Annotated in this window: 23 protein-coding genes and 1 other annotated feature; of the genes, 2 read left to right on the top strand and 21 right to left on the bottom strand. The window is 36.7% G+C overall.

The window, feature by feature from the left end:
* Positions 1 to 11: 11 nt before the first annotated feature.
* Together ACKTSC_RS08975 and ACKTSC_RS08970 are read right to left on the bottom strand one after the other, a co-directional pair.
* Positions 12 to 1,973, bottom strand: a complete 1,962-nt coding sequence (locus ACKTSC_RS08975) for a V-type ATP synthase subunit I (protein WP_407857406.1) — start codon at positions 1,971 to 1,973, stop codon at positions 12 to 14.
* Positions 1,960 to 2,283 carry a hypothetical protein gene (locus tag ACKTSC_RS08970; RefSeq protein ID WP_407857405.1) on the bottom strand — a complete coding sequence of 108 codons (324 nt, stop codon included), beginning with the start codon at positions 2,281 to 2,283 and terminating at the stop codon, positions 1,960 to 1,962. The genes ACKTSC_RS08975 and ACKTSC_RS08970 overlap by 14 nt, the downstream gene beginning before the upstream one ends.
* 46 nt (positions 2,284 to 2,329) lie before the next feature.
* Positions 2,330 to 2,377, bottom strand: a sequence feature (sodium ion sensor (DUF1646 type); this cis-regulatory element may regulate processes involved in with the transportation of sodium ions).
* A gap of 320 nt (positions 2,378 to 2,697) precedes the next feature.
* Here ACKTSC_RS08970 and ACKTSC_RS08965 point away from each other — a divergent pair.
* A complete protein-coding gene (locus tag ACKTSC_RS08965; RefSeq protein ID WP_407855669.1) occupies positions 2,698 to 3,420 on the top strand; it encodes a gamma-glutamyl-gamma-aminobutyrate hydrolase family protein in 723 nt (240 codons plus the stop codon).
* 51 nt (positions 3,421 to 3,471) lie between these two features.
* Here ACKTSC_RS08965 and ACKTSC_RS08960 read toward each other — a convergent pair whose 3' ends face one another.
* The 11 genes from ACKTSC_RS08960 to zapA form a co-directional block, all read right to left on the bottom strand.
* Positions 3,472 to 4,917 carry an alanine/glycine:cation symporter family protein gene (locus tag ACKTSC_RS08960; RefSeq protein WP_407857404.1) on the bottom strand — a complete coding sequence of 482 codons (1,446 nt, stop codon included), beginning with the start codon at positions 4,915 to 4,917 and terminating at the stop codon, positions 3,472 to 3,474.
* A gap of 164 nt (positions 4,918 to 5,081) precedes the next feature.
* On the bottom strand, positions 5,082 to 5,897 hold the full coding sequence (locus ACKTSC_RS08955) for an aldo/keto reductase (protein ID WP_407857403.1): 816 nt from the start codon (positions 5,895 to 5,897) through the stop codon (positions 5,082 to 5,084).
* 75 nt (positions 5,898 to 5,972) lie between these two features.
* Positions 5,973 to 7,232 (bottom strand): ABC transporter permease, encoded by a 1,260-nt coding sequence (locus ACKTSC_RS08950; RefSeq protein ID WP_407857402.1) that lies wholly within the window; start codon positions 7,230 to 7,232, stop codon positions 5,973 to 5,975.
* Complete coding sequence (locus ACKTSC_RS08945; protein WP_407857401.1) at positions 7,225 to 8,124, bottom strand: ABC transporter ATP-binding protein; 900 nt, start codon at positions 8,122 to 8,124, stop codon at positions 7,225 to 7,227. The genes ACKTSC_RS08950 and ACKTSC_RS08945 overlap by 8 nt, the downstream gene beginning before the upstream one ends.
* A 57-nt stretch (positions 8,125 to 8,181) precedes the next feature.
* Positions 8,182 to 8,646 (bottom strand): DUF6442 family protein, encoded by a 465-nt coding sequence (locus ACKTSC_RS08940; RefSeq protein WP_407857400.1) that lies wholly within the window; start codon positions 8,644 to 8,646, stop codon positions 8,182 to 8,184.
* A complete protein-coding gene (locus ACKTSC_RS08935; protein WP_332580270.1) occupies positions 8,646 to 8,849 on the bottom strand; it encodes a helix-turn-helix transcriptional regulator in 204 nt (67 codons plus the stop codon). Before ACKTSC_RS08935 ends, ACKTSC_RS08940 begins: the two co-directional genes overlap by 1 nt.
* An 89-nt stretch (positions 8,850 to 8,938) precedes the next feature.
* Complete coding sequence (gene uvrC / locus ACKTSC_RS08930) at positions 8,939 to 10,714, bottom strand: excinuclease ABC subunit UvrC (protein ID WP_407857399.1); 1,776 nt, start codon at positions 10,712 to 10,714, stop codon at positions 8,939 to 8,941.
* A 122-nt stretch (positions 10,715 to 10,836) separates the two neighbouring features.
* On the bottom strand, positions 10,837 to 11,151 hold the full coding sequence (gene trxA, locus ACKTSC_RS08925) for a thioredoxin (protein ID WP_071858470.1): 315 nt from the start codon (positions 11,149 to 11,151) through the stop codon (positions 10,837 to 10,839).
* 114 nt (positions 11,152 to 11,265) lie between these two features.
* On the bottom strand, positions 11,266 to 13,626 hold the full coding sequence (locus ACKTSC_RS08920; protein WP_407857398.1) for an endonuclease MutS2: 2,361 nt from the start codon (positions 13,624 to 13,626) through the stop codon (positions 11,266 to 11,268).
* A gap of 60 nt (positions 13,627 to 13,686) precedes the next feature.
* Positions 13,687 to 14,235, bottom strand: coding sequence for a CvpA family protein (locus ACKTSC_RS08915; protein WP_407857397.1), 549 nt, complete (start codon positions 14,233 to 14,235; stop codon positions 13,687 to 13,689).
* 12 nt (positions 14,236 to 14,247) lie between these two features.
* Positions 14,248 to 14,682: a cell division protein ZapA gene (gene zapA / locus ACKTSC_RS08910; protein ID WP_407855678.1), complete on the bottom strand. Its 435-nt coding sequence runs from the start codon at positions 14,680 to 14,682 to the stop codon at positions 14,248 to 14,250.
* 135 nt (positions 14,683 to 14,817) lie between these two features.
* Here zapA and rnhC point away from each other — a divergent pair, with 135 nt between their 5' ends.
* Positions 14,818 to 15,726, top strand: coding sequence for a ribonuclease HIII (gene rnhC / locus ACKTSC_RS08905; RefSeq protein WP_332580275.1), 909 nt, complete (start codon positions 14,818 to 14,820; stop codon positions 15,724 to 15,726).
* Positions 15,727 to 15,771: 45 nt separating this feature from the next.
* On the opposite strand, the gene ACKTSC_RS08900 is transcribed toward rnhC, so the two are convergent.
* The 8 genes from ACKTSC_RS08900 to ACKTSC_RS08865 form a co-directional block, all read right to left on the bottom strand.
* A complete protein-coding gene (locus ACKTSC_RS08900) occupies positions 15,772 to 17,235 on the bottom strand; it encodes an amidase (RefSeq protein ID WP_407857396.1) in 1,464 nt (487 codons plus the stop codon).
* Between the two features lie 115 nt (positions 17,236 to 17,350).
* Positions 17,351 to 17,557: a hypothetical protein gene (locus ACKTSC_RS08895; RefSeq protein ID WP_332580277.1), complete on the bottom strand. Its 207-nt coding sequence runs from the start codon at positions 17,555 to 17,557 to the stop codon at positions 17,351 to 17,353.
* 192 nt (positions 17,558 to 17,749) lie between these two features.
* A complete protein-coding gene (locus ACKTSC_RS08890; protein WP_407857395.1) occupies positions 17,750 to 18,409 on the bottom strand; it encodes an amino acid ABC transporter permease in 660 nt (219 codons plus the stop codon).
* The gene (locus ACKTSC_RS08885; protein ID WP_332580279.1) at positions 18,409 to 19,245 is read right to left on the bottom strand and encodes a transporter substrate-binding domain-containing protein; all 837 of its coding nucleotides are present in this window, start codon (positions 19,243 to 19,245) and stop codon (positions 18,409 to 18,411) included. The genes ACKTSC_RS08890 and ACKTSC_RS08885 overlap by 1 nt, the downstream gene beginning before the upstream one ends.
* 195 nt (positions 19,246 to 19,440) lie before the next feature.
* Positions 19,441 to 20,544, bottom strand: a complete 1,104-nt coding sequence (locus tag ACKTSC_RS08880) for an alpha-hydroxy-acid oxidizing protein (RefSeq protein WP_407857394.1) — start codon at positions 20,542 to 20,544, stop codon at positions 19,441 to 19,443.
* Positions 20,545 to 20,913: 369 nt separating this feature from the next.
* On the bottom strand, positions 20,914 to 21,168 hold the full coding sequence (locus tag ACKTSC_RS08875; RefSeq protein WP_407857393.1) for a hypothetical protein: 255 nt from the start codon (positions 21,166 to 21,168) through the stop codon (positions 20,914 to 20,916).
* A 33-nt stretch (positions 21,169 to 21,201) separates the two neighbouring features.
* The gene (locus ACKTSC_RS08870; RefSeq protein WP_407857392.1) at positions 21,202 to 21,327 is read right to left on the bottom strand and encodes a hypothetical protein; all 126 of its coding nucleotides are present in this window, start codon (positions 21,325 to 21,327) and stop codon (positions 21,202 to 21,204) included.
* A gap of 620 nt (positions 21,328 to 21,947) precedes the next feature.
* Complete coding sequence (locus tag ACKTSC_RS08865) at positions 21,948 to 22,979, bottom strand: Abi family protein (protein ID WP_407857391.1); 1,032 nt, start codon at positions 22,977 to 22,979, stop codon at positions 21,948 to 21,950.
* Between the last annotated feature and the right edge of the window lie 378 nt (positions 22,980 to 23,357).

Here is a 23,357-nt window from a genome sequence, read left to right as displayed (position 1 = left end):
AACTCCTCCAATTATTTTTCTTGTTTGATATTTATATATTTTTCTTCGGTTTTTAATGGACGGAAAGCCCGGCCGCCACCTTCATAAAATTTACCGAAAAATTCTACGTACTGTAGTCGTGCCCCATGGACATAAGCTGACAATAAGGATAAAAAGATGTTCAATCCATGTAATACCACCATCAATAAAATTCCTACACTAAATCGAGCGATGGGCGGCATATAACTTACTAGCATATTAAAAGCAGCTGCAATACTCCCTCCAGAAATCCCCAGTGCCATCAAACGAGTGTAGCTGACCAAATCAGCAATGTACCCTGTGATTCCATAAAGGTTGTAGGCCCCCGAAGCTAGTCCTTGCAGCTTTGATTTCGATTGGATCATCGGCGTAATCACGACCAGCAATGCGCTGAAACTAGCAAGAACAACTCCCACCGTAAAAAATGCTTGACTATGCATAACTATTTTTCCTAAGCCGCCAACAATAGTCCCTGTTAGGATTCCTTGCCACGCAAAGCCATCAGAGATAGCTCCAAGATAATTTTTAACTTTGATCTTTTCGCGAGCAGCTAGTCCTAAGCCAATAAAAATTTGAATAACACCAAAAATAATCGATAAAATCAAGATACTGATGACATCAGTACTAGTGGAAAGGAGTGGCTGATAATTAAATGAAAAGCCAAAAAAGGAATTGTAGATCAATCCCCACAACATAGTTGGTACAGCTAAAATTTGGAAAAATTGCATAAATCGTTCCATTCCTCGTGGGAGCAGTGTGCGTAATGTGATTGTCGTTACTACTAACATCAGTGTCCCATACCCTGCATCAGCCACCATCATGCCAAAAAATACAAAATAGAAGGGCATGAACCAAGGTGTTGGATCAACTTCGTGATACTTTGGCAAGCTATACATTTCTGTTAACATCTCAAATGGTCGAACAAAGCGATTGTTCTTTAATTTTGTCGGAATCTCTTCCTCAATTTCAAAATCCGATGGCTCTTCAATCTCAATATAGAAATTCGTTAGATCTACTGATTCTGCTAAAAAAACTTTGAGTGTTTCGAACATTTCTGTTTCTATCCAACCTTGTAAAAGAAATACGCGTTCATTTTTAATAAAACGATGATAAATAAGCCAGCGATTTTTTTTTGCCAATAAGATTTCTTCTGCTAACTCTAACTTTTCAATCATGACTTTTTTTTGTCCAATCAATCGAGTCAACAGCTTCTGTTGCTCAATTAATTCAAGTGATGCCTGCTGGATTTCTGCCAATTTTTCTTTAGGTAATATAGGCAAATCATAACGAAACGCATTGATGCTAAACTGCCTGATCAACTCCTGAACAAGCTCATTTTTTTCTCGCAGATACAGCAAGCCAAAATGAATCGTTTGGTCATCGCTATGAATCACTTCATAATAAATTTGTTGCTTTTTCATTTGATGTTCGACTCGTTCCCATGCTTCAGGATCACTGCTGCCTAAAAAAAAGTTCGTTGAATAGAGTGAATAATTTTTTGGAACAAAATCTAAGGATTGCCATTTTTGTAACAGACTCTCTTCTTCTTGTAAGGTTTGTCTTTTCTTTTCGGTTTTCAAAAAATTTTTTTCTAAATCCTGGATATTTATCAGCTCAGCTAAAAAATCCGTCTCATCAAAGGTTTCTTCCAATACTTTTAATGCCGCTTGTCGACGTTTTAAATGAAAGCTTTTTTCCTTACTGCTGCCGTGACGTTCTATAAATTGAATTGCTTCGCTTATCGCCTTTAACTGGTCTTCAATTTTTGTCAATTCAGTTTGACTAGCCAAAGGCTCTACCTCATTAAAATAATCTGCTACCCAGGCATTACTGACTGTCTGTTGGAAGAGATCTCGAATTTCTACCCCTTGGAATCCTTGAACGGTTGAAAGTATTTTTTCACTGTACCCTTGCGGAGCAATCAACGTCAGCTTGCTCATTTTACTGACTGCCATATTCTGTGATCACCCTTTCGACTATCATTTGAATCATCTGTGATTTTTTTACTGAATACTTTTCCTCCATCTGGCTAGTTTCTACCTCAGCTATCTCAGCAAGTTTTTGCTTTTCTGCTGCTAAAGATTTCGCTAAACTATGCGCTTGTTGATCAACCATACTGGAAAAAGTCTCTTTTAATTGTCCTTTTTTTATTTGTAATTCTTGTTTTTTAGCTGCTTCATATGAAGCTAAATCACTTTTCAAAGACTCTTTCTTCAACTCATTTTGTTCTTCTGCTATTTTTATTTTTTCCAAAGCCTCTAACACATAACCCCTCCTTTTTGATACAAAAAGAGCGCAAACTTCTAGACCGTTCTTCTCACCCCTTGAAGAACATGATCCTTGAAGCTTGCGCCCAACCATTGTAATTTATAAAAAAAATCTCTTTTTCAGTGTAACAAATGTACTAACTAAAAAAAAGACCTTAAAATTCAAAAATAGTTGGTTCTAAAAAAACGGATCTTACGTTCTACGTAATTAAATATTGGTTTTATCTTATTTAAGTATGTTGCTTTTCTAGCATTAGAATAAATCACGCAAAAATATTTTTATTTTACTAGCTAGCGCAATTCTTGCTATCCTTTCTCAACTATGATAAGAAAGAAGTATGATAGATTTTTAGTATCAACGTTTAGAACTAGCGACAATTTAAAGAATAAATTGAATAAAGAGGTGGCCTTTTTGACAAAAGTAATTATCGGTATCGCAGCAAATCAGCATTATCAAAAAAACCAAGAATTTTTTGATCAACAATTTACTTACAGCCCTCAGGGTTTTATTGACGGGATTCATCAAGCTGGTGGTGTCCCAGTTCTATTACCAATCAGTGATCCTGAACTAGCTAGCAGTTATATAGCAACTATTGATAAACTATTACTAGCAGGTGGACAAGATGTTTCACCAATTTTATACGGAGAAGAACCCGATCCAAAATTAGGTGCTACTAGTATGGAACGTGATGCTTTTGAGATGGCCTTGATCAAAGAAGCCATCAAACAAAACAAACCTATCTTAGCCGTCTGCCGCGGTACACAATTATTGAATGTAACTTTAGGCGGTACGTTGTATCAAGATTTGTCATACTATGAAAATTGGACGGTCAAACACGATATGTTTCCAACTGTTCCTGATTTTGGCTTGCATTCGATTACTGTTAAAGGAGATTCCTCTTTAGCGGCCATTCTGGGTGAAAAAAATCAGGTCAATTCCTATCATCATCAAGCATTGAAAGATTTAGCAGAAAGTCTAGTTCCAATTGCTTGGTCAACAGATGGAATCATCGAAGCTGTCGAAAGTCGCGATCGCAGCCATAAAATTCTTGGGGTTCAATGGCATCCTGAATTAACACATAAGAACGATCCGAAAGAGCAACGCTTATTTGATTATTTTGTACAAGAATTTTAGTACGTTTAATTTAGGGAAAGCTGTCATGAGCGTGTCTTCATGTCAGTTTTTTTATTCTTCATCTACTGAAAGAATTTGTTTCTGACTAACTCCATCTTCTATTTTCCCAGTATCCAACCGGCTAAAATAACTTTTTGTTTCTTTAAAAACAACGGGGCTTAGTAAAATCAATGCCAAAATATTAGGAAAAGCCATTAGTCCATTAACGATATCCGCTAATGTCCAAACAGTCGAGATCGTTAAGTACGGTCCGATAAAAATTGCCGCAATATAAATCCAGCGAAAAATTGTTGAGAATTTTGTATTGCCACCAGTCAAATAGCTTAAACAACGTTCAGAATAATAGTTCCAACCTAAGATCGTTGTGAAAGCAAAGAATGATAAACAAATCATCAAAAGTAAAGAAGCGATTGTTTGAGATAGCGGTAATGCTTTAGAAAATGCGTAAATCGTTACAGCTGAACCATCTAATCCGGTTTCCCAAGCACCAGTTAGAATAATTGCCATGCCTGTCATATTGCAAACGATCAACGTATCAATAAAAGTTCCTGTCATCGATACCAACCCCTGTCTGACAGGTTCTTTAGATTGAGCAGCCGCGGCAGCGATTGGTGCACTTCCCAGACCGGATTCATTTGAAAAAATTCCTCGGGCAATTCCTTTTTGCATCGCGATCATCATCGCCCCCAGTGCCCCACCAGAAGCAGCCCTTAGTCCAAAAGCACTTTGAACGATTTCAACGATCACCATTGGAAGTTTTGTGATATTCAAAATAATCATAAACAGACAAAGCCCCACATAGATCACGATCATTAATGGTACGATGATTTCAGACACTTGTGCGATCCGTTGAACACCACCGATCAACACAACCGCAACGAAGACAGTTACTATTACTCCAGTAACGATCAATGCCCATGAATAATTATTGCCAAACAAAGAAACCGCATACATTTTATTAGGATCAAAAAAATTTTCTGCTGCTGAAGTGATTCCATTGATTTGAGCAAACGTCCCGATACCAAATAACCCAACGAAAACTCCAAAAAATGCAAACATTTTTGCCAGCCAGCGCCAACGTTCTCCCAACCCATTTTCAATGTAATAAAATGGCCCGCCCAATGCTTTCCCATGATCATCAAATGTTCGATATTTTACGGCTAATAAACCTTCTGCATATTTTGTAGCCATTCCTAAAAAGCCTGCGATTTCTAGCCAAAATAATGCTCCAGGGCCGCCTGCCACAATTGCTGTAGCTACACCGACGATATTTCCAGTTCCGATCGTTGCTGACAATGCTGTGCACAGTGCCTGAAAACTCGTAACATCTCCTTGGCCACCTTCTTCATTTTTTACCATATACTTCAGCGCAAGTGGCAAGCGACGTAGCTGAATGGTCTTAGTCCCAATCGTTAAAATAATTCCGATTCCTAAAATCAATAGAATCAGTGGTGCACCCCAAACGAACGAATTGATCTTTGACAACAAACTAGCCATCGGTTTCTCCCCTTTTTCAAAAATAGTAGCATAGTTTTTTCATTATCCGCTTTTTTATAAAAAACTAAAAAATCAAAATTATTTATTTTATTAAGGATAAAAAATAAATAAAAAATACTTGCAATGAATCGTTGACCGATTCACTACAAGTATTTTCAAGCGTACTAAAAATTAAAATTGTCTGGATCGCCGCCAAGGCGTTCATTGATATTCAATCCATCGATTTGTTTCATTTCGTCGGAGCTTAATTCAAAATCAAAAACATCAAAATTTTCTTTGATTCGTTCTTCATGGACTGATTTTGGAATCACGATGATGTCACTTTGTAAATGCCAACGAATGATTATTTGAGCAGCTGATTTATTATGCTTTTTCCCAATCTCAACCAAAGTCGGATTTTCTAAAATCTTACCTTGTCCAAGTGGTGACCACGCTTCTACAGCGATTCCTTCTTGTGCTAAATATTCACGTAAAGGTTCTTGAGTGAACGTTGGGTGCAACTCGATTTGATCGACCATTGGTTTGATTTTAGCAGTCGTCATCAATTTTTCGATATGATGTTGGTGAAAATTAGAGACCCCAATCGCTTTTGCACGACCACTTTCATAGATTTCTTCCATCGCTCGCCAAGAATCATTGAATTTCCCTTCCACTGGCCAGTGAATCAAATAAAGATCAACATAGTCTAAACCTAAACGTTCTAAACTGTCATCAAAAGCTTTCAATGCAGAATCATAGCCTTGATCCGCATTCCAAAGTTTGGTTGTGACAAAGAGCTCTTCACGTTTGATCCCTGATTGACGAATCCCTTCACCAACACCTTTTTCATTTTTGTAAACAGCGGCGGTATCAATCAAATGATACCCATTTTCGATCGCCCATTTAACTGAATTTGTCGCATCAGTTTCTTCTACTCGCCAAACACCTAAACCTAGTCGAGGCATTTCGATTCCATTTGCTAATTTTTTCATTGTATCCATCAAAGTTCCTCCTCATGCAGTTTGTGTTACAACTTCTATTGTGAGAGACATTCCTTCGTTGGTCAAATGATTTGTTTAGTTCTTTTTACGATCATTTCGCATGATTGAAATTGACTGTTTCAATGCACTAAATGTTCCGCCTTCACTATAAACTAAAACATTTGATTTATACAGTTGCGCAGAAAAAATAGTCAATAACAGGGTAAAGATAATCAAAATTCCTAATGAAATCAAAGCACTAGAAGTTCCTGCAGTATTTGACGCCAAACGTAATGGCATACTATAAGAAGATAAAAATGGGATATACGATGTAACTTTGATAATGATATTGGTTGGATCAGAAGCGCCTAAAATTAAGCCTAACATATACCCGATCATGGAAAGATACATCACTGGCTGGATCGCTTTAGCTGTATCTTCCGGTTTGCTGACTAATGAACCGCAAAGAGCAGAAAGGACTGCATATAAAAAGATGCCGATCAACATAAAAGCCATAATGATAAATACGTTGCTGCCTAATAAACTTTTGATCGATACATTGTTCATGAAATCTTTAACCATTGGAAAATCTTTGAACTGTCGATACCCTATGACTAATGCTATCCCGTAAATCAGTAATTGTGTCAGTGCTACTAATAAGACTCCTACTAATTTGCCATAATAATGAGTCTTGGCTTTCATACTCGACAGTAGAACTTCCATGATCCTTGTCCCTTTTTCTGAAGCAATTTCTTGAGCAATGATCGAAGAATAACTCATGATGAAGACAAACATAATGATCGTAGTTAAAAAACTAAGGACAAATTGGATGCTTGAATCACCGCCATCACTTTGCATCTTTCCTTGCTCAAAAGTGACTTTATTCGCTGTAAAAGCTGCCGGTTCCATAACCTTTTGAACTTGTGCAGTCGTCAAATTTAATTGACTCGCCCGCATAGATGCTTGCAAATTATTCAGTATCTGCTGCAATTGCGTCTCAGTCGAAGTTCCTAAAGAAGCCTTACTATAAAGTTTTCCCGTAACCTTTTCTTGGCCTAACTTTAAAGTTAGATAAGCGTCAACTTTTTTATCTTCTAATTGACTTTGCGCAGCCTGCTCGCTCGAAATAACCGTAAACGAGTAATCTTTGTTTTTTGTTTTAACTAATTCTTCAGCCACGGCAGATTGATTACTGACGATTCCGATTTTATTGATATCATTTGCATCGCCAAAAAAATGCTGCGATAGATAAAAAATTCCCATCACTAAGAAAGGTGCTAAAATCATGATTAAAAAAGCGGCTGATTTAACATTCTTTTTGTAGACATCTTTAACAATGATTCCCATCTTATTCATGTGTGCCACCTACTTTCCATTTAAAGATTTCTTCGAGTGTCGGTGGCTGTTGATTGAACATCGGGATGTACCCATTTTTAGTTGCCTGTTCAAAGATTTCTTTCCCTGCAGACGGATCACTCAATGTGATATCAAAACTGCCATCTTCTTTTTGTAATACTTTTTCAACTCCAGCAAAAGCTGTTAATTCTGTTTTACTCAAAGAAGAATCTAAATATAATTTACTACGACCGAAGGATTCTCTGATATCGTGGACTTTACCATTCAAGACTGTCTCACCATTTCGCAGCATAATCAAGTGGTCACAAATTTTTTCTACATTATCCATATTATGACTGGAAAAAATGACACAAGAACCTTTCTCTTTCAGTTCAATAATACCGTTTTTCAATAGTTCGGCATTGACTGGATCCAACCCACTAAAGGGTTCATCCAAGATCACTAATTTAGGTTCATGGATCAACGTGGAAATCAATTGAACTTTTTGCTGATTGCCTTTCGAAAGAGATTTTACTTTATCGGTTTTCTTTCCTTTGACTTGAAATTTATCCATCCATTCATCAATTTTTGGTTCAATCTCTTGTTTCTTTTTCCCTCTAAGTGAAGCAAAAAAGAGTAATTGATTCTCGATCGTCACTTTTGGATAAAGACCGCGTTCTTCCGGTAGATAGCCGATCGTATTATAATCTTTTCCTGACAATGGATGGCCATTCCATAAGACACTGCCGGCATCCTTTGATAAAAAATCTAAAATTAGACGAAAAGTCGTGGTTTTCCCCGCACCATTTTGACCAATCAATCCTAATATTTTCCCATCCTCGATCGTAAAGTTCATATCATCTAATGCCTTATACGAACCGAAACTTTTGCTTAAATACTCTACTTGTAACATTTACTCACTCCTTTGATTGTTTCTAACCTACAACTTACCCACTATACCTATAATGTATTAAAGCCTTTTCTTAAAATAAAGATAACATACTAAGTAGCTAATAAAAAATAGCGCAATCAATAAACTAGCCATTTGCATGATGACTTCAGATAAAAAACTCCCCACAACACTCGTTAGTACCAGTGCGATTACCATGAAATAACTTGTGAACTGTAGTGACTTTTTCATGATTTCTACATTACGTTCGTCTGAATTTTTTATTCGCTCTTTTTTGAGCAATTTAGGATCTTTCATCAGTTTTTGATTGCGAATTACGTAAATGAACAATATTACTGCAATTGCTAATAAGAAGCCACTTAAATAATCTGACGCACGTTGGTTGATTTTCAATTCATAAAAACTTGTTCCTAAAAATAAAATTGCTAAACATGTGATCAATATAATAGCCGTTGTTAAATAGTAACGATTGAGCCGTTTTAAACTTTTTAAATATTCCTGATCTAGTTTTGATAAATCTTGCATTAGTCATCCTCCTCTTCAAAAATAAAAACATCTTCAATTTTTAAATCAAATAATCGCGCAATCTTATACGCCAAAATCAATGAAGCGTTATAACGACCACTTTCTAATGAAATAATCGTTTGACGAGTTACTTCTAATTTTTCTGCTAGTTCACTTTGGGTGAGTTTACGTTCTTTACGTAATTTTTGAATTCGATTCTGCAATAGAGCACTTCCTCATGTATAGTTAGCTTTACATCTTAAGACAAAAAAAGTATAGCACCCTTTACTTTTTTTGTAAAGGACACTATACATTATTTTTGTTGCAATTGATTGTGGGTACTTTCAGCTACTGCTTTTGGCAAGCCGACTTTTTGTAATTCTTCGATGGATGCTTCTTGAATATTTTTTAATGACTTGAATTCTTTCAACAACAATTTTTTACGTTTCGGTCCTAAACCATCAATATTATCTAGTTTAGAAGCAAAACTATTTTTGCTGCGTAATTGACGATGGAAAGTGATCGCAAAACGATGGACTTCATCCTGGATCCGCTGCAATAAAAAGAATTCTTGTGAATTGCGCTCTAATGGTACCACACTTAATTCTGGACCATACAATAGTTCACTCGTTTTATGCTTATCATTTTTTGCTAATCCAGCAATTGGAATATCAATTCCTAGTTGATTGGCTAGAACATCTTTTGCCACATCGACTTGGCCTTTCCCGCCATCGATCACGATCAAATCAGGAAATGGCAGTCCTTCTTTTAAGACCCTTGAATAGCGACGATAGATGACTTCTCGCATCGAAGCATAATCATCTGGACCTTTGACTGTTTTGATTTTATATTTTCGGTATTCTTTTTTCGCCGGCTTGCCGTCGATGAACACGACCATCGCAGATACAGGATCTGTTCCCATGATGTTCGAATTATCAAAAGCCTCAATCCGAATTGGTGCTGGAATGTTCATCGCATCCCCTAATTTTTCCACCGCACCGATCGTCCGTGCTTCACTACGACCAATCAAATCAAATTTTTCATTTAACGCTACTTGCGCATTTTTTCCAGCTAGTTTTACTAATTTTTTCTTATCGCCGCGCTGTGGTTGAATTACTTTTGTCTCTAGCAAAGCTTCAACACTCGGTTTATCGATATTATCTGGTATCAACACTTCTTTAGGGATAAAATGCTCATTTTCTTGATAAAATTGACCGATATAAGTCAGAAAATCTTCTTCCGCGTCATTATAAAATGGAAACATTGAAACATCCCGCTCGATCAATTTACCTTGGCGAACAAAGAAGACTTGAACACACATCCAGCCTTTATCGGTTGCATATCCAAAAATATCACGGTCCACTAGATCCGTATTGGTCATTTTTTGTTTCGTCATAACAGTTTCGATCGCACGAATTTGGTCACGATATTCAGCTGCTTTTTCAAATTCCATATCGCTGGCTGCTTGATTCATTTTTTCTTTAAGCTGATCTTGGATCTCCGTATGTCCGCCATTTAAAAATGATTTGATTTCTTCAACCATATCTTTATAAACTTGTGGATCGACATCAAACGCATACGGACACAAGCACTGGCCTAGATGATAATACAGACATGGGGTCTTTTGCGACGGTTTGCATTTTCTTAACGGGAACAGCCGATCTAATAATTTTTTTGTTTCATTGGCTGCATTGACATCTGGATATGGTCCAAAATACAAAGCTTTATCTTTCAATACTTTTCGCGTAATCATCAAACGCGGATACTTTTCATTCGTGATTTTCAAAAAAGGATAGGTTTTATCATCCTTCAACATAATATTGTATTTAGGATCATTTTTTTTGATCAGATTGATTTCTAGTAATAACGCTTCGATATTCGATTCGGTGACGATATATTCAAAATCCACGATTTCACTGACTAAACGTTCTGTCTTCGTATTGTGACTACCAGTGAAATAAGAACGAACTCGATTTTTTAAGATTTTGGCTTTCCCAACATAGATGATCGTTTCATTTTTATCTTTCATCAAATAGCAGCCAGGTTGATCTGGCAGCAATGCTAATTTATTTTTGATTCGTTCGTTCATGCCTTGCTTCCCTTCTGCTAAAAAAGCGTCGAACTTTTTCACACTTTTTTAGCTTTTTCGTTTTTCAAAATGAGCAATCGACAAAAGATGGGTGTGACACTTGTCACACCCATCCAGTATTCTTACATGTGAGCTTGAATTAGCTCTTTTAATTGATCTTTTGTATGAACACCGATCACTTTATCTACAACTTGTCCATCTTTCTTTAAAACAAGTGTCGGAATGCTCATGATCCCGAATGAAGCAGGTGTTTCTGGATTTTCATCAACGTCCATTTTAACAACGCGGAATTCATCTTCATCGTATTCCTCAGATAATTGTTCTAAAATTGGTGCTTGCATGCGACAAGGGCCACACCAAGTTGCCCAAAAGTCGATCAATACAAGTCCGTTATCCGTTTCTTCGCTAAAAGTTTTATCAGTAACTACTTGTGACATGTGTATTCCTCCTATATTCACTTCAAAGAGTAGCTTCGAAGTCATCTAATTCTTACTAAAAGTAGTATAGCACGCTCTTTGTATCTGCGCTACTCTTCTGCTTACACTTGTAAACTATTTAAAAGTTACGACCGTTGCGCCGCTTCCACCTTGATTTGCGGGTGCAAATTCAAAACTTTTCACATTTCGATTATTCTTTAAATAATCAGTGATCCCAGTTCTTAAAGCACCTGTACCTTTTCCATGAATGATCCGGACTTGTGCAAAGTTTGCTAATAAGGCTGCATCGATATATTGATCTACTTCTGCTAAAGCCTCTTCATAACGCTTGCCACGAAGATCTAGTTCTGGTTTTACTCGAGCACTTGCTCCCCGTTGGACTCCTGTAACAACGCGTTGTTTCGGCTCTTCAATCGGTGTGGTTAAGGTCATATCTTCTTCAGCCACCGTCATTTTTAGGATACCCAGTTGAACCTGCCAATCACTGTCGCCGACTTTTTTAATCAACGTGCCGCGTTGACCATACGTTTCAACAATCACTTCATCATTTGGTTTGAATTGTTTTTTAGCCTTTGCTTTTTGCAGTACTTTGTTTTTCTTTAATTGTTCATCCTGTTTTAGATCTGCAAGCTGTGATTTCGCATCGATCAATTGATGCTCTTTGACTTGTCCTTGACCATCCAATTGCATTTGACGAATTTCTTTGATGATTTTCTCAGCATTTTCTTGTGCATCACTCACAAGTGTATTAGCTTCTTTACGCGCTTTTTCCATTTCTTTTTCCCGTTCATCAAAGAAGTAAGAATACGCATTTTTCAAATCACGATATAGTTTTTCTGACTCATCGACATAGTGACGAATTTCTAAGTATTCAGTCTCTGTCGCTTTTCTTTGATTTTCTAAATCAGAAATCATTTCATTCAAGTCTTGACTCTCTTCATCAATAATTTGTTTGGCACTGTCAATGATCATTGAATCTAATCCTAAGCGGCGCGAGATCTCAAAAGCATTACTTCGGCCGGGAACACCGATCAACAAACGATAGGTCGGACTTAATGTATCCACATCAAATTCCATGCTGGCATTGATCGTATTTGAACGATTGTAGCCATAGATTTTCAATTCAGGATAGTGAGTTGTTGCCATGACGTAAGCTGATTTAGCACCGACCGCATCAAGGATCGCAATTGCTAAAGCTGCCCCTTCTTGAGGGTCCGTCCCAGCACCAAGTTCGTCAAATAATACTAAACTATGTTCATCAATTTTATCTAAAATCGATACGATATTGGTCATATGAGAAGAGAATGTCGATAAACTCTGCTCAATCGATTGTTCATCACCAATATCCGCAAAGACTTCAGCAAAGATCCCCATTTCACTTTCTTCAGCCACTGGTAATGGAAAACCTGTTTGCCCCATCAATTGTAATAGTCCCAAAGTTTTTAACGAAATCGTCTTACCACCTGTATTAGGACCGGTGATAACGACGGCTTGGAAATCTTCACCAATCATCAAATCATTTGCTACTGCTTTTTCTTGATCTAACAGCGGATGTCGTGCTTGTTTGAAATAGACATGATTTTGAGCATTGATTGTCGGAACGATCGCTTTTAGGGATTTGGCAAAACGAGCTTTGGCATTCATTAAATCAAAACGTCCTAAGACGTAAGCATTATGCAAAATATCTTTTCGCGGTGCTACCAATTCAGCTGACAATTCAGCTAGAATACGTTCGATCTCAGTCCGTTCAGCGATTTGTTGTTGACGTAGACGATTGTTCAATTCAACGATTTGTTTTGGTTCCATAAATAACGTTTGTCCTGAAGAACTTTGATCATGGACCACACCGCCGAAGACCCCACGATACTCTTGTTTGACTGGAATAACGTAGCGATCATTACGCATCGTAATCAGGCTATCGCTTAAATATTTTGCATTTTTTCCACGAATCAATCCATCTAATTGTTCTCGAATCGTTTGTTCGCTACGACGAATTTGACTTCGAATCGTACGTAATTCAACCGAAGCTTCATCTCGTACGCGACCATCTTCTTCGATCGAACGACGGAGTTTTCCACTTAATTCGGGTAATGTCGTTAATTGTTCTTCCCAAAAATATAAACGTTTAAATTCTAATTCGCTATCTTTTAAATCTTCGATAAAACGAACCAATTCACTCGTTGTAGAAAGGACACGAGAAACTTCTGCTAATTCTAACCCATTCAAGTTTGCCCCGATTTCGATCCGTTTCATATGCGGTTTGATATTGTTTAACTTAGGAATCGGCAAGCCGCCACGCAACCGTTGAACTTTGATCCCGTCTTCCGTTTCCTCGAGCCATGCTTGAACAGTCTCGCTGTCGCTAGAAGGGACAAGTTGACGGATCTCTTCTTCCCCTTGTTCAGTCGTCAAATACTGCTGAATCATTTTCTTTACTTGTTCAAATTCTAATGTTTTTAGAATACGTTCATTCATTTTTTCACCTTCTATAAATAAATAAACCGAAACCTGTCAAGCAGCGTCTCGGTTTTTGCTCTATCCAATAATTTTTGTTACCCATAAATTGTCAAACACTGGACTCAAAATCAGTGAATGTTCAATGATCATCCGAGCTAGCCAACTATTTTCTAATTGGTTTTGGATCAAGACCATCGGTACAAAGCTGACCAATTTCAATAGTAAAAAGATCGCTACGTAGCAAATAAATACTTGGATTACACCTGCGGCGACTCCATCATATTGCGGCAAAATCGTTTCAAATAATAAATTCTTGAAAAAGATTGCAATAAAATGAGTGATCAACCAGCCAACGGCTAAAATTGCAACAAAAGCAACGCCCGCATAAAATGCTTGATCCAAATTAAACGCTTGATCAATCGAATAATAGATCATTTTTGATTCACTGGTCACCGATGGATACGGAACAAATAAATCTAACCCTGCTCCCAAACGTTGATAAAACACCCACGCAGCAATAAATGAAAGGATATAGCCAACTGTAAACACCAATTGATACGCTAGGCCTCTACGATATCCTAAATAAAAGGACAGCAATAATGCAAATAAAATTATCAATGTTAACATAGTTTCCCTCACTTATTTGTTTGCCGCTCTTTTTTGAATCTCACGTTTGCGGTTTTCATTGACGATCTGTTGAGCTTCGACATGATTACGAATCGGTACATCGGCTTTTCCATTTTTACGCATAATTTCTTTGGCTTCCGCTTCGATCGCTTCGATTTTTTTGATGCGATTTTCTAATTCCAAATTATGTGCAGCCTGTCCATCCAGTGTCGTTTGTTGTTTTTCTAACTTCATCAAAGCTTCTTGTTTCTTTAACTGATCAGAAACAGCATTAATAGCTAATAAGATTGATGCTTTTTCTTCTGTGATGTCTGGCGATAATGACATGATTTCATTTAACTGTTCATTGATCAAGGCAGTAACCATATCCATATGTTGCTTGGATTCTTGTCCAATGATAGTATAAGTCTGACCGGCAACGATGGCCTTATAGCGATTTTGCGCCATATTGATCAACCTTTCTAAAACATTTTTTACAAAGTACGATGCAACTAAAAATACTAATATATTATATGCTAAAACTTGGCGTATGTACAACTTTGATTAACCAAAAGTAAATAACTTAAAGAAAAGAGCGAAATGATGAGTTCAGCTGTCTTAAAATTAACCAAAACTGAAATTCAAAAATTGAAATCTTATTATGTAGATTATCTGTCTAGCAAAAAAGTCCCTTATAGTGAATTTTCGGCTAAAAAGAACGGAATAAGTATTACCGCCTATACCTCAGGCAAAGTTTTATTTCAAGGAAATAACGCGGAACAAGAAGCAGCTCGTTGGGGTAATTCCGCCACTTCAAATCCAAAGAAAGCCGCTACAAGTAATTTGCCTAAAAACTTTGCTTCACTTTCTGTTTTAGGCAGCGATGAAGTCGGAAACGGCAGTTATTTTGGTCCGCTATGTGTATGCGCTGCTTTTGCTGATAAAGATCATTTAGCCGCGTTGAAACAATTAGGTGTTAAAGATTCAAAAATGCTGACTGATCCGCAGATTCGTCAAATGGCTGTAGCAATCAAAGAATTGATTCCTTATCGCTTGCTCGTCGTTAATCCAGAAAAGTACAATGAGATCCAACCAAAATATAATGCTGTCCGAATGAAAGTTGCTTTGCATAATCAAGCGATCCGCTTGCTGCTATCTGACATCGCACCAACAAAACCTGAAGCGATTTTGATCGATCAATTTACTTCAGAAGCCAATTACATGAAGTACGTAAAACAAGAGGCACAAGCTGTAAGAGAAAAGATCTACTTTATCACTAAAGGCGAGCAATACCATCTTTCTGTCGCTGCGGCTTCCATAATTTCCCGCGCTAGCTTCTTAGAAGAATTAGACAAAGCGTCTTTAGAACTAGGTGTAAAAGTTCCTTCCGGCGCCGGAAGACCTTCTGATGAGCTGGCTGCTAAGCTTCTTCGGCAAGGTGGTATCGAGTTATTAACAAAATATGCCAAACTTCATTTTGCAAATACTGAAAAGGCTCAAAAACTAGTCTAATTAGTTGTAGTAAAAAAGATCGACAAGCTATTTGTCGATCTTTTTTTATGATTCTCGGTAATACTCCGGTAATTGGAAGCCATACTCTGTTTCAAATAACTTTCCAACTTGAAACAACAAATCTTCCCGACCTCTAGCAGCCATGAATTGAATTCCTAAAGGCAAGCCTTTTTTTGTGACATACGTAGGTAAAGAAATTGCTGGTTGTCCTGTTAAATTAGCTAGTTGAGTATAAGGCGTAATCTGTAAACTTTTATCAAACATTCGATCAACTAGACTGGCTAATTCCTTTTCTGATAGATTAGCCGCGACTTCTAATCCATCACGAATCTCATCACTTTGCAAATCCTCTATGATTTTCGGTGCGGTCATCGCTGCAGTGGGCGTTAATAATAAATCATATTCTCGGAATACATTCTCCATCCTCATTGTTACAGTATCCCAAAAATTCAGCGCGTTGATATAATGACTTGCTGGAATTTTTTTGCCATATTGATAGATCCCCCACGTCATTAATTCCATATCGTGTTTTTCTGCTGGGCGTTTTAGCCCTTTTTCGATCCCGGCAAACATCGCAGCTGTTTCAGCGCCATTCATCAAATAATAACTACTGATCAACTGCTTACCATCGAAAGGATAAGAAATCAATTGAACCTCATGACCTTGGTTAACTAAAAAATCGGAAGCTTTTTCTACTGCACTCGCTGCTTCAGGAGAAACTTTTGATCCGATTGGTGATTCAATCAAAACTGCGATCTTCAATTTTGTTTGTTGTGCGGCTTGTTTATGTTGCCACTCATTTTGTGTAGCTTGATATGGAGCACTAGGATCAATCCCGCGCATCCCATAAAAAAGTTTCTCGGTATCGCGCATTGAAACAGTCAAAGCAAAATCAATCGATGCGCCTTGCCACCCGCGCATACCATTAGGACCGACAGGCATCGTTCCGCGACTTGGTTTCAATCCAATCAACCCACAGAAAGAAGCTGGGATCCGAATCGAACCGCCGCCATCGCTTGCTCCTGCAATCGGAACAATTCCAGCAGCGACTGCACTGGCGGCACCACCACTTGAACCGCCAGAAAAATAATCTAAATTCCATGGGTTTCTAGCGGGGCCATAAATTTTGGCATCAGAGATATTCTTAAACCCAAATTCTGGCGTATTAGTTTGAGCAAATGGAATCAAACCATTTTTGATCAGCTGCTGTGTATAATCGCTCGTTTGCTTTGCCTGATTTTCTAAAAATAGACGTGAACCCGAAGTACTTAACCAATCTTTTTTTTCTTGTCCTAACATTTTCAATGGGATCGGCAAGCCAGCAAAAGGTCGTGCCAAAACTTCTTTTTGTTCTTGGTACTCCACGACTGCGTCTTGTTCCATCGTGGCAACAAAGGCATTTAATACTGGATTTTGCTTCTGTGCCTTTTCTTCGATTGCAGCTAATAGTTCTTGGAAACTAATTTCTTTGTTTCTTAATTTTTCAGCCCAATAGGTTCCGTCTCTCAAAATTCGCACCCCACTTTTTGCCTTATTATCACAAAATTTGCCAAAGAATACTAGCAACAGAACTCAAAAAAAGAAGTTGGATAAACAGTTCCTGTATCTGTTTATCCAACTTCTATTAACTAAACTTTTTTAAGACGTCTTGTTCTGGGACGTGTGTATAGGAACACTCGCGTTCTTCCACAAAAATATTATATGAATGATATCCGTTATCAGACGCATGAGCAAAATTAGCTAATTCGATCACGCCGGTTAAGACATCATTCGCGACTTTGAATTGCACATTATCATTCAACGAAAATTTCGCAGGTGGCATATATCCCATAATAAACACATCCTATCTATTTATTCTCCACTTAAAAATCAGTAACCGATTGAATTAATTCTATATTTTACTCTAAACCTTTAATAAATCAAGTAAAAAGAATAATTTTTAGTTATTCAACCAGCGATCACGCTTATGTTTTTTTGTTATATCAAAAAAGGATTTATCTTTAAAGATAAATCCTTCATCTCATTAAATATACTTCTGTTGAAAATAGTGTTCTAATCGGCGTTGTAGATGACCGATTCCGATGCACAGCAACCAATAAATCAAAGCGACCAAAATATACATCGATAAGTAGTCAAACGTTCGGCCACCAATAATTTTAGCCTTTTGAAAAATATCAGGTACAGTGATCATGGCTGCCAATGACGTTCCCTTTACTAGATCCATCGCTACATTGCTTAGCGCAGGAACTGAAATCCGTAAAGCCTGGGGCAAAATAATATAACGCATCGTCGAAAAAAAACGATTTCCTAAGGCATACGCAGCATCCCACTGGCCGGCGTTGACACCTGCGATCGATCCTCGGTAGATTTCACCGATAAACGCACTGCTAGTCAAGCTAAAACAAATTACTGCTGCCAACACGGCATTTAATTGATACGGCAAGGCAAAATAGAGTAAAAATAATAACACCAGTGCTGGGGTCCCTCGTAAAAAAGATAGATAAAAGCGGACAAACCATTGAACTGGCGGTATCGGAAGATAATTTAAGACAGTCATCATTATTCCTAAAAGATTTCCCAAAAAGAAGGCTGCAAAACTGATTCCAATCGTATATCCTAATCCGCTCAATAAAAACGGAATAGACTCGATCATTAATGAAAAATCAAGTGTTGGTATATACATTATTCCGTTGAAACTTTCTCACTAACTTCTTGTTTCGGTTTAACAGAAACATTCGTACCAAAATATTTTTCTGAAATCTCTTTTAGTGTTCCCTCTTTTTTTAATTCAGTTAATGCAGCATCTACTTTTTCCTTTAATGCTTGATTCTTTTTATTGAATAAAAACCCGGTAGAATTCGCATTAAAATAAACATCTTCTAAAATTTTAACTGGAATATCTGGCAATGCACCAATGGACATTTTTTGTAAATAGTAATCATTCAAAATCACATCTGTACGACCATTCGCTACGTCTGTCAGATACTGATCGTTGGTTGCATTATCATAAGTGACCGCTTTGGCTCCATATTTTTCTGCGATTTTCATATAACTAGTGTTTGGTTCACCCGCTGCTTTTTTGCCCTTTAAGTCTTCTAATGAATGGATACCGGAATCATCGCTTGTTCTAACAATCATACTATCAAATGAATATTTGATTGGCGATGACAATGAGAATTTTTTACTACGTTCTTTCGACATCCCAAAATCATTAGCTGCGAAATCAGCTTCTCCTCGATTTACCGCTGTTACTTGGCCATCGACATTGTATTCTTTAAATTTAATTTTTAAATCTAATTTTTTGGCGACTGCTTTTGCTACATCGATATCGTAACCTACTAATTTGTTATTATCATTATAATAAGAAGATGGGAATAACGTTCCAGAGGTTGCTACTGTTAACTCCTGTTTATCTTCTACTTTTTTCCAACTATCATCACTTGCTGATTGTGTATTTCCACAAGCAGTTACTACTAGACCCGCTACTACCAATAATAAGCCTACCCACCATTTTTTCACGCTTTATTCCTCTTTTCATTAACTAAAATTTCTTTGTTACTAGCTCTTTATAGCATATTAAAAACGGTTACCTGTAGAAAGTTGCTCATGAAAAACAGTCGATAATACAGAGGATAATCCTTAACAATTGTAATAGAACAAACTATAAATAAAAAAACACGTCGAATATTTTTCAACATGTTTTTTTCGCTCTTACTATAGATATTGATTATTTCTTAACGTGATTTTTTTTATATCTTCCACTGTCTGGGTTCCTGCCAATTGCATCACCATTTCTAATTCTTTTTTGAAAAATTCAAAGACTTGCTGCACGCCGGTTGCTCCACCTAAAGCCAAACCATAGATGACTGGACGGCCGATTGCAACTAGATCAGCACCACATGCCAAAGCTTTAAACACATGTTGCCCCCGACGCACACCACTATCGAAAACAATCGGCGCACGACCAGCAACTGCTTCCGCTACATATTGTAAAGAATCAAAGGCTGCCGGTCCACCATCTAATTGACGACCGCCATGATTTGATACCCAAATTCCTGTAGCACCAGAACCCAATGCGCGTTCCACATCTTCTTCTGATTGAACACCTTTAACATATACAGGTAATTCCGACTGTTTAGCAATAAATTCGACATCTTTTGGACTTAATTTTTGTTTTGAAGAACCATAAACAGCATCCATTGTTTGTCCGATCCCGGACTGATAGGCTTGAACGATCGGCATTGCTAATGGAAAAGTGAAACCACTTCGGCGATCGGTTTCACGATTTCCACCAACAGTTGCATCTGCAGTCAAAACGATTGCTTTCGCACCATTACGTTTGGCTAAAGCTAAAATATCTCGATTGATCCCATTGTCTTTACTCATATAAAATTGAAACCATTGAGGTGCTTCAACTCCGCCAGCTTCACGAATTTCTTCTAAAGTACATGAAGCGTATGAACTTGCCGTGTAGATTGTTCCAAAACGAGATACACCTTTTGCTGATGCTCGTTCAGCTGCAATATTAGCCAAACCATGAGCTGCAACTGGCGCCATAATAATTGGTGCCGCTAAACTTTCACCAAAATAATCTGTCGTTGTATCAGGTAGCTCGACATCGCGTAATACATGCGGAATAATCAATTTATGATTAAAAGCCCTTTCATTTTCTTTATAGGTAAAAATATCTCCTGCCCCACTGCTGATATATCCGTATCCACCTTTAGGTATGACTTCTTTTGCTGCTACCTCTAAGTCATACATATTGATAAAATCGATCATACCTTCAGCTGTACTTGCTTGATATATTTTTTCCATTAAAATCCCTACCTTCAAATTGATAACGTTTACAAATTTTATGTTACGCTACCAATCCTTTTGAGACAAACGATTTGTTTACACTAAATTTTCAAGCATATAAACAATAAATATTCATTTTTTTTGAGTAAAAAAGCTTACCTTCAATATTAGAGGTAAGCTTTTTAACTAATTATTCTTCTTCTTCAGTCATGAATGAGAAACCTATATCAAAGAACTATGAAGGCTATCAAATCAGCGTTTATGACTAAATAAATTAGAGTTATCTATCACTATTTTTCAAGTAATTTAAACCAAATGGCATACATTTTGGCATACAAAAACTTCAATAAGCCGTGGGGGTACATCTGTTTAGATAGGTGTATTTTTTTATATCAAAATTCCTTTTTCATAAGCTAAAGTTTCTAATATTTTGTATCGTCTTCGATCTGCTCCAGCCGTAGAACAACCGATCTGATCAGCGATTTCACGCCAAGTATAACCTTTATACTCACCCCAGAAATATACGTCCACAATCTCCTGTAACTCGTCAGCTAACTTAGCATAAGCATGGCCAATATCCGCATATAACGCTGAATAATAAATATACCCTTTATTATTTTCTTTCCTGATAATATCATTCAAGGCTGTTTTAGTGTGTCCGCCAGTCGGATTTATCTAAGCATTTACATCTTCTGGCTTATGTTCAGCAGACAGCAGCGCACGTTTAATTTTCGCTGGTATTGTGGGGTATGATCTAAATTCTTCTTCTAAAGCTTCCAGTCTAACTTTATCTAATTCCACCACGCGACACTCCCTTTTTCTTTTTATTATACCCATAGTTAGTGAACTACCATATTCTTCAACGTTGACGAATTTAGACTAAAGAACTTCCAAATTCTACTACGTACAACAATTTAGGAAAGTTGCTTCATAATTAAATTCCGTGGCGACTCGTTTTTTTGCGTGGAAGCTTTATGCTTAATCGCTACTCTTCCCGAAGAAGAATGAACGCCCGAACAATCATTTGAATAGGGCTGCATATTTTTATGCAATCCTCATGGGTCTGCTCAAAATTGAGCCCATCTTTCAATCGGCTGAAAATTCCGCTCATTACAAAAAGATGCTTGTGTTAAGTTCGAAAAAGATCTCCTCGAAATTGAGGACATCTTTTACTCGCCACAAAACTGTGCTCAGTATACCAAAAAAGCTCACCAAACGATGAACTTCTTAAATATAAAAGTAAGCGGATATCAATTTATTTAATATTACTTTTTAAATAAAAAACCCTCTCACCACTTGGGCAAAAGGGCTACTCCGAATATATAAATATTCAAAGCAATAATTCAGTAACTCCTAATCAGTAGCACTAACTAGTGAGCCAACAGCACTACCTGTTGTTTCATCGTATGTAAATCATACATTTAGTTATTCAAATAATCAAGCAATTTGATAAAAATTTCTCTTTCTTTTTTTAGATATTTATTTGATGAATAATAGATCCGATTTCTATCGCATCTTTCCAAAAAAATTTTACCCTCTTTTACCCGGCGATTATTTAATAAATCTGTACAAAAAATTTTATGCAAATAGAAAAGTGCTACCAAATCGTTTATTTTTCTAAACTGGATATCATTACTATTTATACCCATACGTTCTCCATACGTTATCATCCTAGGGTTAGATAAAATACGAGTTTGAGGATCATATACGTTGTATATAAAAGCACTGCTATGTGCACAACAATTTCTAATATTTTTTGCAAATAAAGCAATCTCAGAAGTTTTAGAAAGTGTAGTAGTAGCCTTGAATTTTGAAGTATAAAAATTTAAAAATTTAATTAACCCGCCCATATCCATTATTTCTAATAATACCCAATAAGGAATGTCTTTTCCTCTTTTGGAATACATATCTTTTTTATATTCAGTTTTAGAAAAGCGACCTATTATATTTTTATAAAAATTTTTATTCTTATTTTTAAACTGTTGGACTATCAAATATGGATCAATCTTAGGATTTTTAGTCAGTTCATCAATAAGAGCTACTTTAATTGAGTGCTCTATGTCTAATGTCATTTGTAATAGGAAATATCTTATTCCCATATCTATAGACGACAAGTCCACTAAAAAAGAAAAATCTAACAACTTATATTTATCATTAAAACCTTTCTCAAATAACTTTCTTGCTACTGATAATTTATAGTAATAGTTGGTTTCAGTTAATACACTCTTTGCTGCCGACTCATCAATAATATTAAACGTAATTCCTTTGAATTTCATATAATCAATCTGTTCATCTACAGTCAGTTTCTGTTTAGCTCTGACTTTAGGTAGTATTTGGCAAAAAACTCTGCTATTAAAATATCGAGAATCTTTTATCTTTTTATTAAATGGAGGATTATTTCTAAAAGAATTCGCATTTTTTATATATTCACTTTGAGAACCGTATTTTTTCATTTTTCCCTCCATCGTTTCCTATTTAACAAAATTATATCATTTAAGTTAAAAAGTCTACAATAGATTAGACTAATAAAAATACACCTCTCCAAAATTGGATACATCTTTCAATCGGCGGATAATTCAGCTCATTATACCAAAAAAGCCAGCATCTTAACTGACTTTAAAGTAATTCATTCCAGTAAATTTTATCAATTGAACTTGTCTTATTTCCAAAGAAATCTATCTAAGCCTTTATATTTATATTCTTCATGGTGTTAGTATCAAATCTTAGACAACTTTTCGTAGAGACAGAAATAAATTAAACTTATCTACGAGAGGATGGATTTTATGACCCGATACGAAGAAAATTTCAAACAGATGATTGTTGAGCTGAAT

Source organism: Enterococcus hailinensis (assembly GCF_045862035.1).
In the GTDB taxonomy this organism is placed as follows: Bacteria; Bacillota; Bacilli; order Lactobacillales; family Enterococcaceae; genus Enterococcus_A; species Enterococcus_A hailinensis.
The sequence above is the reverse complement of the archived record's forward strand: the minus strand, read 5'-3'. Positions and strand labels throughout refer to the sequence as shown.

Coding starts and splice junctions, on each gene's coding strand:
- zapA (WP_407855678.1), bottom strand. CDS start 14,682: ATGGCGCAAAATCGCTATAAGGCCATCGTTGCCGGTCAGACTTATACT.
- uvrC (WP_407857399.1), bottom strand. CDS start 10,714: ATGAACGAACGAATCAAAAATAAATTAGCATTGCTGCCAGATCAACCT.
- ACKTSC_RS08880 (WP_407857394.1), bottom strand. CDS start 20,544: ATGGAAAAAATATATCAAGCAAGTACAGCTGAAGGTATGATCGATTTT.
- ACKTSC_RS08945 (WP_407857401.1), bottom strand. CDS start 8,124: ATGTTACAAGTAGAGTATTTAAGCAAAAGTTTCGGTTCGTATAAGGCA.
- rnhC (WP_332580275.1), top strand. CDS start 14,818: ATGAGTTCAGCTGTCTTAAAATTAACCAAAACTGAAATTCAAAAATTG.
- ACKTSC_RS08940 (WP_407857400.1), bottom strand. CDS start 8,646: ATGCAAGATTTATCAAAACTAGATCAGGAATATTTAAAAAGTTTAAAA.
- ACKTSC_RS08960 (WP_407857404.1), bottom strand. CDS start 4,917: ATGGCTAGTTTGTTGTCAAAGATCAATTCGTTCGTTTGGGGTGCACCA.
- ACKTSC_RS08920 (WP_407857398.1), bottom strand. CDS start 13,626: ATGAATGAACGTATTCTAAAAACATTAGAATTTGAACAAGTAAAGAAA.
- ACKTSC_RS08955 (WP_407857403.1), bottom strand. CDS start 5,897: ATGGATACAATGAAAAAATTAGCAAATGGAATCGAAATGCCTCGACTA.
- ACKTSC_RS08975 (WP_407857406.1), bottom strand. CDS start 1,973: ATGGCAGTCAGTAAAATGAGCAAGCTGACGTTGATTGCTCCGCAAGGG.
- ACKTSC_RS08915 (WP_407857397.1), bottom strand. CDS start 14,235: ATGTTAACATTGATAATTTTATTTGCATTATTGCTGTCCTTTTATTTA.
- ACKTSC_RS08865 (WP_407857391.1), bottom strand. CDS start 22,979: ATGAAAAAATACGGTTCTCAAAGTGAATATATAAAAAATGCGAATTCT.
- ACKTSC_RS08890 (WP_407857395.1), bottom strand. CDS start 18,409: ATGTATATACCAACACTTGATTTTTCATTAATGATCGAGTCTATTCCG.
- trxA (WP_071858470.1), bottom strand. CDS start 11,151: ATGTCACAAGTAGTTACTGATAAAACTTTTAGCGAAGAAACGGATAAC.
- ACKTSC_RS08950 (WP_407857402.1), bottom strand. CDS start 7,232: ATGAATAAGATGGGAATCATTGTTAAAGATGTCTACAAAAAGAATGTT.
- ACKTSC_RS08895 (WP_332580277.1), bottom strand. CDS start 17,557: ATGGGATATATGCCACCTGCGAAATTTTCGTTGAATGATAATGTGCAA.